The organism is Verrucosispora sp. ts21, from assembly GCF_002879555.1.
In the GTDB taxonomy this organism is placed as follows: Bacteria; Actinomycetota; Actinomycetes; order Mycobacteriales; family Micromonosporaceae; genus Micromonospora; species Micromonospora gifhornensis.
Genome location: NZ_PNOZ01000058.1, coordinates 1 through 13628 on the forward strand (window position 1 = coordinate 1; position 13628 = coordinate 13628).

Genomic DNA, 13628 nt, shown 5'->3' on the forward strand with positions numbered 1-13628 from the left:
AGCCCTCATCTCCGGGCCGGATCGATCAGCGCACCCCGCTCAACTTCGAAGAGCCGTCATCGGTGACGATGGCGAACGCGCCCGCCGGCACGCCGTCGAGAGTTGCCACCCGTGATGCGGCGGTCAGCAGGCTGGCCTCGCTCGCTGCGGTGATGAAGAAGACGTACACGTCGCCGAGTTGCTCGCCGTCGTCGTACACCTCGATCGTGCCTTCGTCTTCCACGTCGACCAGGAAGTCCTCGACCTGGTCGATCCAGGGAAACGCGTAGGCGTCCGGGTCAAGACCCGGAGTTGGTACCAACGGGACGTGGATCTCGACGATGCCGACCATGCCGACATGATCTCTCACGCGGAGGTGGGCGGCTCGCGTGCGTAGTCTGCGGCAGCGCCGGTAGCCCTCATGTCGCGGCGCGCGTCCGGACGGTGTGATGGGCTGCGAGAGTGTTCGGGTGTACGACCCGACCCAGTTCAAGGGCACCGCGCGGTACTACCGGCAGGGGCGGCCGCCCTACTCCGCTCAGCTGGGCGAGGTGCTGGCAGGTGAGCTGGGGCTCGACGGTAGCGGCCAACTGCTGGATGTCGGGAGCGGCCCGGGCACGGTGGGGCTGCAACTCGCGTCGCTGTTCGCGCACGTGACGCTGCTGGAGCCGGACCTGGACATGCTCGCCGAGGCCCGCGCCTACGCTGCGGCAGAGAGGGTGGCAGGGGTCGACTTCGTCCGGGCCACCGCTGAGGACCTTCCCCACCTGGCGCTGCCGCCGATGCGGACGGTGACGTTCGGGCAGTCGTTTCATCGCACCGACCGCGTCCGTGTCGCCGAAGCCGTCTGGGAGGCGTTGGAACCGGGTGGGGCGATCGTGCTCATCGGTCACGACCCGACCCGGCCGGCCCCGCGGCAGCTGCCGGACACGCCACCCGTTCCGCATGACGACGTCGATCGGCTCATCAGCGCCTACCTCGGGCCGCAGCGACGCTCGGGTGCCCGACCAGCAACGTTCTACCAGGCGGAACGCTTCGAGCAGACGCTTGCCCGCACTCGCTTCGGCAGGCCGCGTGTCGTCTACGCACCGGGACGGCCCGACATCGTCCGTGATGTCGACGGCGTCATCGCCGGCTACCTGTCGATGTCCTTCGCTGCGCCTCACCTGTTCGGGTCCAGGCTGAACGCGTTCATCGCAGAGCTTCGGTTCCTGCTGGAGCAGGCATCGCCGGCGAGCGGTCTGTTCTGGGACTGGCCCGGTGACACAGAAATCCTGATCGCCGAACGACGGTGACGTCCTCCACTCACCGTTTCGACGGTCGTACCCGTGCTGACCCACCGTCACCGGCAGATCTATGTCGCGTACGGGTCCCAATCGGCCGCGTAGCGCAGCAGTGAGCGGGCCAGGTCGGGGTGTGCCGCCGCCCACCGGGTGTCGAAGACAAACCACTGGTCGAAGCCGAAGAAGTTGTCAATGTATCGGCCAACCTGCGCGATGTGCGGGTCGAGCCGGAGCAGCGCCTCGGCGGGCCGTTGCACGGACATCATCTCCCGCATCTCCCGGTGGACCGTGTCGTGCGTCGACGTGCGGTCGAGGATGGTGGGCGTCAGGGCGTACCCGGGTAGCCGGGCGTAGCGTTCCAGCGCCGGGCCGATGTCGGTTTCCCTGGGAGCGACAAGAGCCCGCAGCAGCCGGGCGTCATGCGGCCAGCGGCGGATGTCGGGGTCTTCGGCGCAGCGCAGTTGGGTGGCGAGGCCCGGCAGGTTCAGGCCGGGAAAGACGGTGGCACCGGCCAGATCCAGATTCCGATCGGTATCGGGCGACTCCCAGCACAGGCGGACCGAGAAGACCGACTCCGGCCCGGGCGGGACCAGCCGGACGGTGCGGACCGGAACACCATGGTCGAAAGTCCTGCCTTCCGTGGCCGCGCTGAAGGGCAGGGGCCAGGTGTCGTGCAGCAGGAACGCAAGCCGGTCGGGCGACGCGGTGGCGGCCACGTCGTCGACGAAGTAGTAGGCCAGATCCACCTCGTCGTCATCGGTACGCACTCTCAGAGCGTGCTCGCCGAGCCGAATGAAGGCACCGTCGTCGTCTCCCTCCACCCACAGGTGCTCGTTCAGCAGCTCGCGTAGTTCGTCGATCGTTTCCGGCTGGGGCAGGCCGTGCTTCCGAACCTCCTCGAAGATCGACCCCAAGCCGTAGACGTCGCCGCCCAACTCGCTGTCGATCCATGCGTCCGGGTCGTCGTGCTCCCAGCCGCGGCGAAACCAGTCGAGCACGGTCTCGTCAGGCACGGTAACCACCCGCTTGCTGAACGGGGAGTGCTCACGCCACCTGCACACGAAGTACATGCGGTTGACTCTAGGCAGGTGGTCCGACAGCCTGCGTGCCGCGGCGACGGTCGGTCGACGGCAACCCGACGCCCTGCCCATTGCGGCGGTTGAGCACAGCAACGCGGCACCAGTCTCCGTCCGCGCCAGGCCGGTGCCCATCACCACCGCTACGCGGAAGCCACGGACGCGTGTGTTCAGTGTGGTCGTTGGGCGAGGATGAGCCGGCAGCGCGGGTTGCCGTCGCGGCGCTGTCCCAGGGCGGTCAGCGCGACGGTGGTGACGGTGAAGCCGGCCGCTGTCAGGTCGTCGCGAACTGCGGGCAGCGGGTTGGTCCGGTAGTACATGACGAACGGGGGTCGCCACACGGTGTTGCGTACCCGCATGGCCAGGTCGAAGCCGAGCGCGGCCCAGTACGCGGTCGAGGTCAGCGGCGGCGGTGCACCGATCGGGAGGGCGAAGATCCCGCCGGGCCGCAGCGCGCGGTAGACGCCCGCGAAGAGGGCGGGTCGCTCGGTGGGCAGGAAGTGCCCGAGCGCTCCGAAGCTGACGGCCAGGTTGAAGCCTCCGGTGAACGGCAGGGCGCGGGCATCAGCCTGAACCCACGTGGCGTCCGGGTGGGTGCTGCGTGCCTGGGCGAGCATGCCGGCGCTGAAGTCCACGCCCGTGATGCCTGCGCGGCACACGGACCTGAGCACCGCCATGCCCGCTCCGGTGCCGCAGCACACGTCCAGGCCTTGGTCGAACGGCCCGAGTTCGGACAACGCGTCGGCGGTCGCGCGGAGATAGCTGTCCGGCGTACGAAAAGGTGTGTGGTCGAACTTCGGGGCCAGCAGGTCATAGCCGCGCTCGACCGAGGAGAACGCCTGGACGCAGAGTTCCCGCAGAGACGGACCCTGAGGCGAGAACACCGGCCAAGGGTACCTGCCGAAGCCTCCTGTGGGGCGTCCTCCCGGTGATCACCGAGTGCTGGCCTCCGCCGTGGTCGGACCGCCCGTGGCTGATCAGGCGCGGGTGCGCTGCCGCAGCCGAGTCGAGACGACCGCGACGGCCACCATGAGGACTGCGAGGACCAGGGACGGCAGGGCGTCAGGCCGGCGCAGCAGCTCCCCCGTTCCGGTGCTGCCCAGTTGATGCAGCGTGCCCAGCAAGAGGGTCGGGGCGACGGCGATAAGCAGTCGCTGGTCAGCCGTCGCCACCCACAGGAAGACGGCTACGCCGACGATCACCATGGCGATGGAGATGATCTGCGTACTCACAGGGGCGGGGCGGTAGCCTTCCACCGGGATCAGATGCAGCGCGACTATGCCGGCGGTGACCAGAATTGCGTTGCCCCGGGGCGCAGGCGGCACGTCGGCCGGTCGCCGCAGGCCTGCGATGATCAATGGCGCGGCGACGACCGGTGCCCACCACTGCGTTAGTCCGTTGAGGAACAGGTACGGAGAGATGACGGTCGGCACCACCGCTGCAGTCACCACCAGGACGGCAGCAGTGCGGTCGTGGCCCACGACGAGCGCCACCAGCGCTGCGCTCACCATGACCAGGTGGATGCCCTGATCCCGCAGGACGCCGAGGGGGTCGGAGAATCCGCCGAACTGGAACGTCCCGACGATGTCGTTCAGGCCGATGAGCACACCCAGTGCCAGCACCGCCATGGCGCCCAGGTGCAGCCCCTGCCAGAGCAGCACGGCGGTGGGCCGGGCCGCGGTGCTGCCGCCGTGCACCCGCAGGCCGCCCCGGATCAGTGAGGCCGCCTGCCGGATGCTGGGCCAGCGGCGGGTGGTCGGTTCGTCGCCGATCAACGTGTCGATCAGTTCGTCGGCACGCTCCCGGCGGTAGTCGGCCGGGTAGGCCCGCAGCAGCATGCGGTACCGCTTCTCCAGAACATCAGAACTCATGCTGGTCTGGTCCTCACGATAGAAGGTTGATCGGTGCTTCCCAGCGGGAAGCTCCGGTGCGGCAGACGATCCATGACCACCCGGGCGGCCCGGGCGAGCCGGTCGGCTTCCTCGGCGAGTACGCGGTAGCCCTCGTCGGTGAGCCGGTAGTAGCGACGGGCACGCCCGTTGACAATCTCCTCACCATCGGCGGTGATGAGTCCCTCGCCGAGCAGCCGGTCAATCACCGAGTACAGCGAACCGGCAGCGAGTGTCACCCGCTCGTCGGACAGCTCGGTCACCCGCTTGATCACGGCATAGCCGTGGAGCGGGCCGCCGATCAGAGCCGCAAGGACGAAGTACGACGGTTCCCGCAGCGCGGGACGCGAAGTCGATCGCATGACCTGAATATACAAGCAACATGAGTATCTTGCCAAGGTGACCGTCCAGCGTGGTTGCCTCACCTGATCGCCCCCACAAGACAGCGCATCGGACGGCCGAGCACACCCTCCCGGAGGCACCCCAACTCCGACCTGGGGCCTCACCTGCAAGGAGTCGCGTCATCAGGTCGCAGCGACCTGGAGCACGCGGCCAGCTGCGCCGGCTGGTGAGAATCGGGCCCGATCGCGGCATGGCCGCTGCCGGAGAATGAACGGATGGCGCACGTTCTCGAGGTAGCGGATTCGCTCAGTGGCCTGGCCCGGACCTTCCTTGCCGAGCATGCCCACGCCATGCAGGTCGACACTGGTCCGGACGACGACGAGTGCCGAGCGGTGATGAGCGCTGCGCTCGGGCACTGCGACGAACACGCGTTGACCACGCTGCGACACATCCAGCGTCGATACTCCGGGCTGACTTACCGCAGCGCGTTTCGCGCGAGCGAGATCGTCGTCGCGCCCGTATTCGACGTCGACCCCGACAAGAGGCAGATCCGGTTCGATTTCGCTGTTTCGGACACCGATCCGGACGGCTGCCGCTACAGCTTCCTGCAGCCCGACGGCACCGTGTGGTTCGGCTACCTGGACACCGAGGTTCCAGCGTTTCCATCGCTGGACCACTTCCTGGAGTGCGACGCCCTCCTGCACCACGCCGACCGCCAGAACCACCGGTCCACCGAAACGCCGACCGACGCCAACGCCTACCGGGAGAGGCTGCTTGCCCGCCATCCACACCTCCGCCGCCTCGACATGGCGAGCGGGTTCTGTGTCGAATGGTGGGCCGACGACAAACACCTCGTGTACTTCGACGGGTTGGACGCACGGATCGCGGCGAACGGACACGGCGCGAGCTGGATCCCGACCGTCGTGAAAACCTGGCTCCTCGACGAGCCCTGGGTGAGCGATGGCTCACCACAGTCGATGATGGATGGTACGTACTGTTAGGCGCGATCGGCGAGGCTTCCAGGTCAAAACCGACTCGTCGAGCAGAGTTACCGTTCGAGGAGACAGGCTGCGGCGATCAGTGATGACCTTCCGATGCCGGCGCGGCAGTGCACCGCGACGTGCCGTCCCCCGGTTAGCCGGTCATGCAGAAGGTCGAGGAATGGCCGTGCCAGTGCATGGTCGGGTATGCCGAGGTCGTCGATCGGGAAGGCGTGGAACTCCAGTCCGGCGTTGGTGGCGGCGGCGGCCTCCCCGGTGAGACCAAGTTCAGCGGCCTCGGTCGGGGTGAGCAGGCAGGCAAGGACATCCACGCCGATGTCACGCAGGGCGGTCATCTCGTCGTCGAGCCAGTCGTCGCCGCGCGGTCGCGGCATCGTGCTCAACTGGCCGGGTGGCGGCGTCGGAATGCGGTACAGGGTGGGAGTGAGTCGCATGTGGTGGCCTGACTGTGCTCGGAAGGGCGGGGTCGTTTGTCAGGGTCGGCCCACCGGCGTAGGACGAGGTTTCCGAGGGCGAACGTAAGGAACAAAGCCCCGAGGATGCCGAGCGGGGCCTGCGGTGATGCGTCTGTGGAGTTGCTCAGGCCGATGGAAAGCACAGACCGACGCTCGCACGGCTTCGGAGCCGTGTAAACGTTCAGGTGCTTGCAGGTCAGTCGTCGTCCTCGTCGTTGTCGGTGGGGAACAGCAGCATGTCGGCGACAAAGCAGGTCACGTGTCCGGCAGTGTCATAGCCGATCCAGGTCGGGTAGCTGCCGTCGCCCCAGCCGCTGGACCACGCGACCATCGCTCCGGAGTCGATCGTGCGGTGCCGGGGGTCGACCAGGCCGTCGAGGGTCAGCCAGACGTCCTGCATCCGTTCGTTGGCGTCCGCGTCGACGAAGCAGGCCATGCCGGCGTCCACGCCGAATCCGAAGTACTGCCGATGACCCAGATCGATCGGGTTCTGGCCATCGCGCAGGGCCAGTTCCCACCGCGCGGTGGGCCGGTCGCTGACGTCGAGGCGGGCAGCGCTGACTCGGCTGTGGCGCGGGTCGTCGAGGTAGGTGGCAAGGCTGATCGACACCGGGTACGCGCCCGGTGGCACGCTGATGGTGAACGGCTCGGCGTCAAATTCCAGCGACGACGGGTCGGCTGCCACCAGACGGCCGGAGGTGAGGCGAAGCTGCCCGGCCTCATGGACCGACAGTCGAAGCCGCTGATCATGGATGTCGACGATGGTGCCGGGGACGAACAGCTCCTCGATGCCCTGCGGCTTGAGGGGGCGCGACGCTCGCCACGGCGCACGGGCCTCCACGCGCACCGGCAACTCGTGCTGGACGGCGTCGACGATCTCGCGGGATGTCTCTCCGGCGAGGCGTAACAGCTCGTCCCATCGGCCGAACGGCGGGATGGGTAGCCGCGGTGCTCGCTGCTGCGAAGTTGAGTCCCGCCTGATGCCTCGGTCACCGTGCGGTTCCACGATGTCGGTACGCGTTCCGGAAACGGTGTACGTGGTGGTCGTCCTGGCCGCGACGTGCGGATATTCGTGCTTGCCTACGTCGGCTGGGCCATCCCAGGTGCGGACTTCGCGCAGGAACAGATCGCCCTCGCCGGTGCCGCGCAGCAGGTGCCGAGACAGGGTTCTCTCCGCAGCGCCGAATCGAGTTATCCCGCAGTACCCGTCGCTCCAGGACAGGTCCATCACCGCATGCAGCCGACCGTCGAGCAACAGCACGACGGTGTACGGCTCGGCCGCCGCGTCGCGTGCTTTCGCAGCGCTCGACGTCAACGGATTGACGACACCAGCGTCCCATCCGTCGCAGTAGACAGCCTCCAGCCTGGCTCGCACGGAGGTGACCCTACCTCCGCGTCTTCTCCTTCAAGACCGGGTGTGCACACCTGGCTTGGTTCGGCTGATCCGTACCTCACCGGGCTGAGGTCGGCAGGTTGCTCAGGGCACGGGGATGCATCCGCACCTGCCCGGTCGTGTGGCGGCACACGTCGCTGATGAGATGGCGCGGCCACCGGTTCGGCGACAGCGTGCCGGCACGCTGTCGGTGTGTCACGATGCTGCCGTGGTGAACATCGAGGTTGTGATGGGTGACATCACGCGGGAGGACGTGGACGCCATCGTCACGGCGGCCAACGAGTCGCTGCTCGGCGGTGGTGGTGTCGACGGCGCGATCCACCGGGCTGCCGGGCCTCGCCTGGCCCGGGCCGGGGGTGCGATCGGCCCCTGCGAGCCGGGCGACGCGATGGCTACCCCGGCCTTCGACCTCGACCCGCCGGTACGGCACATCATCCACGCGGTCGGGCCGATCTGGGAGGGCGGCGGCCACGGTGAGGCGGACGTCCTGGCCTCCTGCTACCGCAGGAGCCTGCAGGTCGCCGACGAACTCGGCGCCCGCAGCGTCGCCTTCCCGGCAATCGCCACCGGCGTGTACGGCTTCCCTGCCGACCAGGCAGCCCGCATCGCCGTAGCAACGATCAGGTCAACGGCGACAAACGTCCAACGGGTACGACTCGTCGCGTTCGACGAAGACGCCCGCGAGCATCTGCAAGCCGCGCTGACGGCCACGGGTTGATCCGTCCGGCACTGCGGCCGGCGGCGTGACAAGCGCGGTGCTGCGAAAGGCCCGCGTAGCCTGCGATCTGGTGCGGGGTTCATTCAGGTGCCGATCCTCTTACCGGTCGCCGCGTCCTGAGGCGATCGTGATCGCCTCGATCACCCGCCGGGCCGCCGCCGGATCATCGACGAAGCTGGCGGCGGCTTCGAGGTCGACCGGCGGCCCACCGGCAAGGCTCGCGGCCAACGCGATCATCTGCCGGTCGCGGTCCGGCACATCGGCAGTCGCGGCGAAGCGAACCACTGCCTCCCAATCGCGGACCTGCCCCATCTCCACGGTGCCATCCGCGCCCCACAGCAGACTGAGGCGCTCCACGAGGTCAGCGAAGCCGGGCTGATCCGGGACTGCGGTGAAGGTCAGCAGGTGCACGGCGGCCCGCCGACCGGGTGGGGCACCGGTGGCGATGTCGGTGTCCAGGAGACGCCGAATCACGTCACCGGTCAACTCGGAGGGGAGGTCCGGCCGGGGACTGCGATGCAGCGGCGGCGCGGTCTCGGGGTCGGCCAGCAACTCCGCCACCCTTAGGCACTCTCCACACGGCGGCAAGGCGGCGATGTCCACGTGCGTGTCAGTGCGATACGCGTCGTAAGGAACGTCGATCGCCGCCTGGTCATCGCCTCGGACCGGACGCTGCGGGGCCGAACACAGCGTGTAACCCGTCATGCCGTCGTCGCCGCCGCCCACCGGGTGGAGGTCCACGGACAGGTGCCGGAACGTGCCGTCCGTACACGGTTCAGGTGTCATCGGGTCCTCCTCGCCACCGGACACGACCCGGCAGCCCGTGACAGCGAAGTCTATCCATGTCCGGCAAGGAGGTTCCGCCCCACGGCATCCGACCCGCTGGCATCTCGTCAAGAGTCAGCCGGATCCCGGCCCGGACTACGATGCCCCACGATGATCCCAGGCGGGTACCTGCGTTGGCTTCCGGTCGTGGCGACTGCGGTGGCTCTCGTCATGGCCGGCCTGGTCGGTACGCGTCACCTCGTGGCCTGTTATCGCAAGCGCGGTGTCCCGGCAGGGCTGGCGGTCCGGCGGGCATGGGCCACGACGGTCATGTCGGTCTGGACGCTGCCGTGGCTGGTGGTGGTCCTCACCCCACTCGACGCACCCCGTGATGTTCGGTTGGTGCCGCTGCGTGACCTTGTGGAGATCCTCGCCGACCCTCCGCTGACCGCGTTCTTCCAGATCGTCGGCAATCTGCTGGTGTTCGCAGCGGTTGGGTTCGGTCTGGGCATGGGGTGGCAGGTCCGGCTCACCCATGTGGTCATCGTGGCTGCCGGCATGTCGACCGCGGTGGAAGTGTTGCAGTACGCCCTGGCACTCGGACGTGTCACGTCGATCGACGACGTGCTGTTGAACACGACGGGCGCGGGCCTGGCTGTCCTCGCGGCGCATCGGCTGCCGGTTCCCGCTCGCCTGTTGCCCGTACCGCCGCCGGAATGAGCCTGGTCACGGAGCCGGACACCCACCACGTTCGGGGCTTCTCCCCCGGTTCCTTTCCGGAACTCCGCGGGCTGCTGGTGTTCCCGATCCGGGACGGCGCGACGCTTCGATGCGGCCGCCCAGCATCAGCCCACCCAGCAGGACGAGTGCGAAGATCGGCAGCCAACCGAGGCGGGTGAGGATCCACCACGGTGTCTCGGGTGCGGTGTGCAGTCCGGGTAGTCGGGCGTGGCCCAGCGCGAACATTGTCACCGCGACCAGCGCGGTCTGGTGCCACAGGTAGATCCGTACGGCCCACAGGTTCGCCAGGGCCACGACTGCCCAGGCCAAGGGGCGGCGGACGAGCCGGGTCAGCGGGCCGCGCAGCAGAAGCGCGAGCCCCACCTGGGCCAGACCGAAGGTCACCGCGACGAGCGCGGGCGGGTTCAGGTTGGACCGGCTTTGACCTGGGACGCCGACGAGGCTGGCGGGATAGCCGAACCAGAGCATCAGCACGGCGGTGGCCGCGGTCCCGCCGACCAGTAGCCCGACCGCCGGCAGCTGGGCCCCTCGGGCGCAGGCCACCCCGAGACAGAAGGGCACGAGCCAGGCGGTGGGCACGTTCATTCCACCGAGCCAGGCCGGGCCGCCGAGGCCGAAGCGCGCCACGTCGACCGCGACGACCGCCGTCACGAGCGGCACGACGAGCCGACCGGGGCGGTTCAGCACGAGCGGGGTCACGGTGAGGAGCCCCGCGTACACCACGAGGAACCACAGCGGGCTCAGCACGATGGTCCAGACGGCTCGCGCCGATTCGCCGTCGATGGCCGGCATCCAGATCAGTGCCGCCACGGCCCAGAAGGCTACAAGTGCCAGCGCCGGACGCAAGAGCCTGTTCATCCGCGCCAGCAGCCATTCGCGGTAGCCGCCTGCCGTGGGCAGCCCGCGCTGCGGCGTACCCGCCGACGAAGAAGAAGACGGCGAGGGTCTGCAGTAGCCAGGACAACGGTGCGAGGGCGGGCAGGTACGACAGTGGGCTGGCCACCCGCAGTCCCGGCTCGGTGACCACGAACGCGGTGACCAGCCAGTGGCCGAGCACCACGCCGGCGATGGCCAGTGCACGAAGTGCGTCGATGGATCGGTCCCGACCGGTTGGCGTGACCGCTTCGACGCGCGCGGCGAGTGACCTGGCGGTCATGACTCCCCCAGTGCCACGGTGGCCAGACTCCGCAGCGACGTGGTTCCCGGCAGGAAGTACCCGTCGTGCCCTTCGGCACCCGAAACGTTCAGGTACCGGGCGCCGAACGACGGTCGGCTCGGGTTCGTTCCGTGTCCCAGGCCGAGGATCCGTACTTCGGGGATCCGGCGGGTCCAGTCACCTTCGGCGGTGCCGACCCACAGTCGCGCGCCGGTCCTCAGCTGATCGGCGTTACCGACGTCGAGGCCGGGGCTTCCGAGCACCACGATGTCGGTGACCTGAACGGGTAGCCGGGCGGCGGCGTACGCGAGGACGAGGGAGCCGTAGCTGTGCCCGATCACCGTGATCGTTGCGTGTGGCCGGGCCGTGGCGAGCTGCCTGACGTAGCCCGTCAGGGCAGTTGCCCCCGCCATCGCGCGTTCCGACCGGGCTGCGGCGAGGCCGATGCCGTCGGGCGGCAGATAGCCGAGCCAGGCCACCACCGCGACCCGCCCGCCGCACGCGGCGTGCAACTGCCGGGCCTGCCAGTGAGGCGAGCGGTGCGCGACGTCACCGTGTCCACGGTCGAAGTTCTCAGGGGTGGTGTCCACGCCCGGCACGAGTACGACGATCCGGTCCGCGGCCCGCAGATCCCCCACGGCCCGCACCACCGGCGGACCGGTCGGCACCGCAGTTGGGGGTGGGCACGCCGCGGTCAGCAGCGCCGCCGCGAGCAGCCGCAACAACCATCGCTTCATGGCAGTGACGCTAGGTACCGGCCCTCTGGTGCGGCGTCACTCTCGGGTGTCGATCCCGACCGGTACCGGGGTACTACCCGCCGGGGTTGATCAGGCCACTTTCGTACGCGTAGACCACCGCTTGCGCCCGGTCTCGCAGGTTCAGCTTCGTCAGCATCCGGCTGACGTGCGTCTTGACGGTCTGCTCGGCGAGCACCAGATCTGTCGCGATCTCCCGGTTGGACAGCCCGCGGGCGACCAGCCGCAGCACGTCCGTTTCCCGCTGGGTGAGCGTGTTGATCGGATCCGAGCGGGCGGGTCGCGGCCGGGCCCGGCTCGCATAGTCCTCGATGAGTCGCCGGGTCACCGAGGGGGCGAGCAGCGCGTCACCGGCGGCCACCACGCGTACCGCGTGAACGAGGTCGGCAGCCGGTGCGTCCTTGAGCAGGAACCCGCTCGCGCCAGCCCTCAGCGCCTCGAAAACGTAGTCGTCCAGGTCGAAGGTGGTCAGGATCAGCACTCGCGGCCGGTGCCGGCCGGGTGGCACCTCCAGGATCCGGCGCGTCGCGGTCAGACCGTCCATGGTCGGCATACGGATGTCCATCAGGACGACGTCAGGGTCGTAGCGGCGCGCGGCGGCGACCGCCTGCTCGCCGTCAGCGGCGTCCGCGAGGACCACCATGTCCTCCTGGGCGGAGAGCAGCGCCCCGAAACCCTCCCGGACCATTGCCTGGTCGTCGACGAGCAGAACCTTGATCACGTCTGGCCGTCCAGGGGCAGCGTCGCCTGCACCTCGAAACCGCCGTCCTCGGTCGGTTCAGCGTTCAGCCTGCCGTGGAGCATGGCCACGCGTTCGCGCATGCCGCGCAGGCCCTGCCCGCTGGAACCGGACGCTGCGGTATCCGCCGGGGCAGCCGGCCGATCACCGCCGTCAACCGTCGCCTCGTTGCGCACGCGGATGCTCACCTCGTTGCGGGTTCGGCGAAGCATGAGGTCGACCGGCGCGCCTGGAGCGTGCCGGGCCGCATTGGACAGCGCCTCCTGCACGATCCGGTAGGCGGACAGATCCACGGCGTCCGGCACGCCGGTCAGGTTCCCGTCCACCGCCAACGCGACCGGGGTTCCGGCCGCCCGCGTACCTGCCACGAGCGCGCCCAGGTCCGCGAGGCCGGGCTGAGGTGCTGTCGACGGCTGCTCGTCCGGGCTGCGCAGGACGCCCAACAGCCGCCGCATCTCGGTGAGCGCCTGCCGGGAGGACTGTGATATCTCACCGAACTCCGCACGCGCCGCCGGTGGCAGGCCTTCCAGCCGGTACGCCGCGGTCTCCGACCGTACGGCGATGAGGGACATGTGGTGTGCGACGACATCGTGCAGCTCACGTGCGATGCGTGCGCGCTCGGTCAGCATCGCGCCCCGCTCCTGCTCCGCGACCAGGCCGGCACGGGCCTGCCCCCATCGACTCAGCAGGTGCCCGACCAGCAGGACGACGGTGACCAGCAGCATGCCACCGTAGGCGGTGTTCGGCCCGAGAAACAGCAGCGGCATGGCGATGCTGAACGACCAGACCCAGAACAGCACCCCCGGCGGATGGCGGTAGCCGACCACGACCAGCACGACGAGGTAGACCAGAATCAGCACCGGATTGCCCGGCCAGGGAAAGCCCTCGTCGTACAGGTGGTTGGCGCCGCTGATCACGGTGGCTGCCACCGCCACCCGCCACGCCCACAGCGCGCGCCCGGGCAGCAGCGCCACCGGCAACCCGGTCAGCGCAGCCATGAGGATGGTCTCGAGACTGCCGACCTGGTACCGCGAAAGCACCGCCAGCGCGCAGAGCGACAGCAGGAACGCGGTCAGCGGCGCCCACACCTGAAGATACGGGCGCAGACCTGCCCATGGAGGCACTCGGCCGAACGGCGCGGGCATCCCCGGTCGCGCGTCGTGGCCGGTGGCGACCGCCCGCATCAGATCGCGCAGCGGTGCGGGCACGGGCATGGGGACAGGGTACCGTCGCCTGCCGTGCTGCCGGCGTTACCCGGTGCCGGCGGGATGCGCCGAAGACGGCCCCGGCGGCTCTGTGCTGATGAGCCGACGCGGCATGCGTCAAGGCCGCGTAC

General features: G+C 69.1%; 16 protein-coding genes. 4 read left to right on the top strand and 12 right to left on the bottom strand.

Features of this window, described 5'->3' with window-relative positions; translation table 11 throughout:
• Positions 1-25: 25 nt before the first annotated feature.
• A complete protein-coding gene (locus C1A38_RS22360; protein ID WP_102659716.1) occupies positions 26-331 on the bottom strand; it encodes a hypothetical protein in 306 nt (101 codons plus the stop codon).
• Positions 332-449: 118 nt separating this feature from the next.
• Here C1A38_RS22360 and C1A38_RS22365 point away from each other — a divergent pair, with 118 nt between their 5' ends.
• Positions 450-1274, top strand: coding sequence for a class I SAM-dependent methyltransferase (locus C1A38_RS22365; protein WP_158244927.1), 825 nt, complete (start codon positions 450-452; stop codon positions 1272-1274).
• 59 nt (positions 1275-1333) lie between these two features.
• On the opposite strand, the gene C1A38_RS22370 is transcribed toward C1A38_RS22365, so the two are convergent.
• The 4 genes from C1A38_RS22370 to C1A38_RS22385 all read right to left on the bottom strand — a co-directional run bounded on the left by C1A38_RS22370 (position 1334) and on the right by C1A38_RS22385 (position 4589).
• A complete protein-coding gene (locus tag C1A38_RS22370; protein WP_102659718.1) occupies positions 1334-2332 on the bottom strand; it encodes a hypothetical protein in 999 nt (332 codons plus the stop codon).
• 176 nt (positions 2333-2508) lie between these two features.
• Entirely contained in the window at positions 2509-3222 is a 714-nt protein-coding gene (locus tag C1A38_RS22375) for a class I SAM-dependent methyltransferase (protein WP_102659719.1), read from the bottom strand.
• Between the two features lie 93 nt (positions 3223-3315).
• On the bottom strand, positions 3316-4209 hold the full coding sequence (locus C1A38_RS22380) for a hypothetical protein (protein ID WP_233196949.1): 894 nt from the start codon (positions 4207-4209) through the stop codon (positions 3316-3318).
• Positions 4206-4589: a PadR family transcriptional regulator gene (locus C1A38_RS22385; RefSeq protein ID WP_102659720.1), complete on the bottom strand. Its 384-nt coding sequence runs from the start codon at positions 4587-4589 to the stop codon at positions 4206-4208. The genes C1A38_RS22380 and C1A38_RS22385 overlap by 4 nt, the downstream gene beginning before the upstream one ends.
• Positions 4590-4844: 255 nt before the next feature.
• Here C1A38_RS22385 and C1A38_RS31185 point away from each other — a divergent pair, with 255 nt between their 5' ends.
• The gene (locus C1A38_RS31185; protein WP_158244928.1) at positions 4845-5570 is read left to right on the top strand and encodes a hypothetical protein; all 726 of its coding nucleotides are present in this window, start codon (positions 4845-4847) and stop codon (positions 5568-5570) included.
• A gap of 47 nt (positions 5571-5617) precedes the next feature.
• Here C1A38_RS31185 and C1A38_RS22395 read toward each other — a convergent pair whose 3' ends face one another.
• Together C1A38_RS22395 and C1A38_RS22400 are read right to left on the bottom strand one after the other, a co-directional pair.
• Positions 5618-6004 carry a protein-tyrosine phosphatase family protein gene (locus C1A38_RS22395; protein WP_233196950.1) on the bottom strand — a complete coding sequence of 129 codons (387 nt, stop codon included), beginning with the start codon at positions 6002-6004 and terminating at the stop codon, positions 5618-5620.
• Between the two features lie 217 nt (positions 6005-6221).
• Complete coding sequence (locus tag C1A38_RS22400; protein ID WP_102659721.1) at positions 6222-7400, bottom strand: DUF4241 domain-containing protein; 1179 nt, start codon at positions 7398-7400, stop codon at positions 6222-6224.
• Between the two features lie 226 nt (positions 7401-7626).
• Between C1A38_RS22400 and C1A38_RS22405 the strand changes: the two genes are divergently transcribed.
• Complete coding sequence (locus tag C1A38_RS22405; protein ID WP_102659722.1) at positions 7627-8136, top strand: O-acetyl-ADP-ribose deacetylase; 510 nt, start codon at positions 7627-7629, stop codon at positions 8134-8136.
• Positions 8137-8235: 99 nt separating this feature from the next.
• Here the strand turns inward: C1A38_RS22405 and C1A38_RS22410 are convergent, their stop codons facing one another.
• On the bottom strand, positions 8236-8922 hold the full coding sequence (locus tag C1A38_RS22410; protein ID WP_102659744.1) for a hypothetical protein: 687 nt from the start codon (positions 8920-8922) through the stop codon (positions 8236-8238).
• 150 nt (positions 8923-9072) lie between these two features.
• On the opposite strand from C1A38_RS22410, the gene C1A38_RS22415 reads away from it, so the two are divergent.
• On the top strand, positions 9073-9621 hold the full coding sequence (locus C1A38_RS22415) for a VanZ family protein (RefSeq protein ID WP_102659723.1): 549 nt from the start codon (positions 9073-9075) through the stop codon (positions 9619-9621).
• Between the two features lie 6 nt (positions 9622-9627).
• Here the strand turns inward: C1A38_RS22415 and C1A38_RS22420 are convergent, their stop codons facing one another.
• From C1A38_RS22420 to C1A38_RS22435, 4 genes are all read right to left on the bottom strand, one after another.
• Positions 9628-10452 (bottom strand): acyltransferase, encoded by an 825-nt coding sequence (locus C1A38_RS22420; RefSeq protein ID WP_233196951.1) that lies wholly within the window; start codon positions 10450-10452, stop codon positions 9628-9630.
• A gap of 342 nt (positions 10453-10794) precedes the next feature.
• Positions 10795-11535, bottom strand: coding sequence for an alpha/beta hydrolase (locus tag C1A38_RS22425; RefSeq protein WP_102659724.1), 741 nt, complete (start codon positions 11533-11535; stop codon positions 10795-10797).
• A 73-nt stretch (positions 11536-11608) separates the two neighbouring features.
• Positions 11609-12274, bottom strand: coding sequence for a response regulator (locus C1A38_RS22430; RefSeq protein WP_102659725.1), 666 nt, complete (start codon positions 12272-12274; stop codon positions 11609-11611).
• Positions 12271-13506: a sensor histidine kinase gene (locus C1A38_RS22435; protein WP_102659726.1), complete on the bottom strand. Its 1236-nt coding sequence runs from the start codon at positions 13504-13506 to the stop codon at positions 12271-12273. Before C1A38_RS22435 ends, C1A38_RS22430 begins: the two co-directional genes overlap by 4 nt.
• Between the last annotated feature and the right edge of the window lie 122 nt (positions 13507-13628).

What these genes read in the sequence shown, in the direction of transcription:
- C1A38_RS22370 (WP_102659718.1), bottom strand. Translation starts at nt 2,332, where the DNA reads ATGTACTTCGTGTGCAGGTGGCGTGAGCACTCCCCGTTCAGCAAGCGG.
- C1A38_RS22425 (WP_102659724.1), bottom strand. Translation starts at nt 11,535, where the DNA reads ATGAAGCGATGGTTGTTGCGGCTGCTCGCGGCGGCGCTGCTGACCGCG.
- C1A38_RS22380 (WP_233196949.1), bottom strand. Translation starts at nt 4,209, where the DNA reads ATGAGTTCTGATGTTCTGGAGAAGCGGTACCGCATGCTGCTGCGGGCC.
- C1A38_RS22360 (WP_102659716.1), bottom strand. Translation starts at nt 331, where the DNA reads ATGGTCGGCATCGTCGAGATCCACGTCCCGTTGGTACCAACTCCGGGT.
- C1A38_RS22410 (WP_102659744.1), bottom strand. Translation starts at nt 8,922, where the DNA reads ATGACACCTGAACCGTGTACGGACGGCACGTTCCGGCACCTGTCCGTG.
- C1A38_RS22385 (WP_102659720.1), bottom strand. Translation starts at nt 4,589, where the DNA reads ATGCGATCGACTTCGCGTCCCGCGCTGCGGGAACCGTCGTACTTCGTC.
- C1A38_RS22395 (WP_233196950.1), bottom strand. Translation starts at nt 6,004, where the DNA reads ATGCGACTCACTCCCACCCTGTACCGCATTCCGACGCCGCCACCCGGC.
- C1A38_RS22415 (WP_102659723.1), top strand. Translation starts at nt 9,073, where the DNA reads ATGATCCCAGGCGGGTACCTGCGTTGGCTTCCGGTCGTGGCGACTGCG.
- C1A38_RS22435 (WP_102659726.1), bottom strand. Translation starts at nt 13,506, where the DNA reads ATGCCCGTGCCCGCACCGCTGCGCGATCTGATGCGGGCGGTCGCCACC.
- C1A38_RS31185 (WP_158244928.1), top strand. Translation starts at nt 4,845, where the DNA reads ATGGCGCACGTTCTCGAGGTAGCGGATTCGCTCAGTGGCCTGGCCCGG.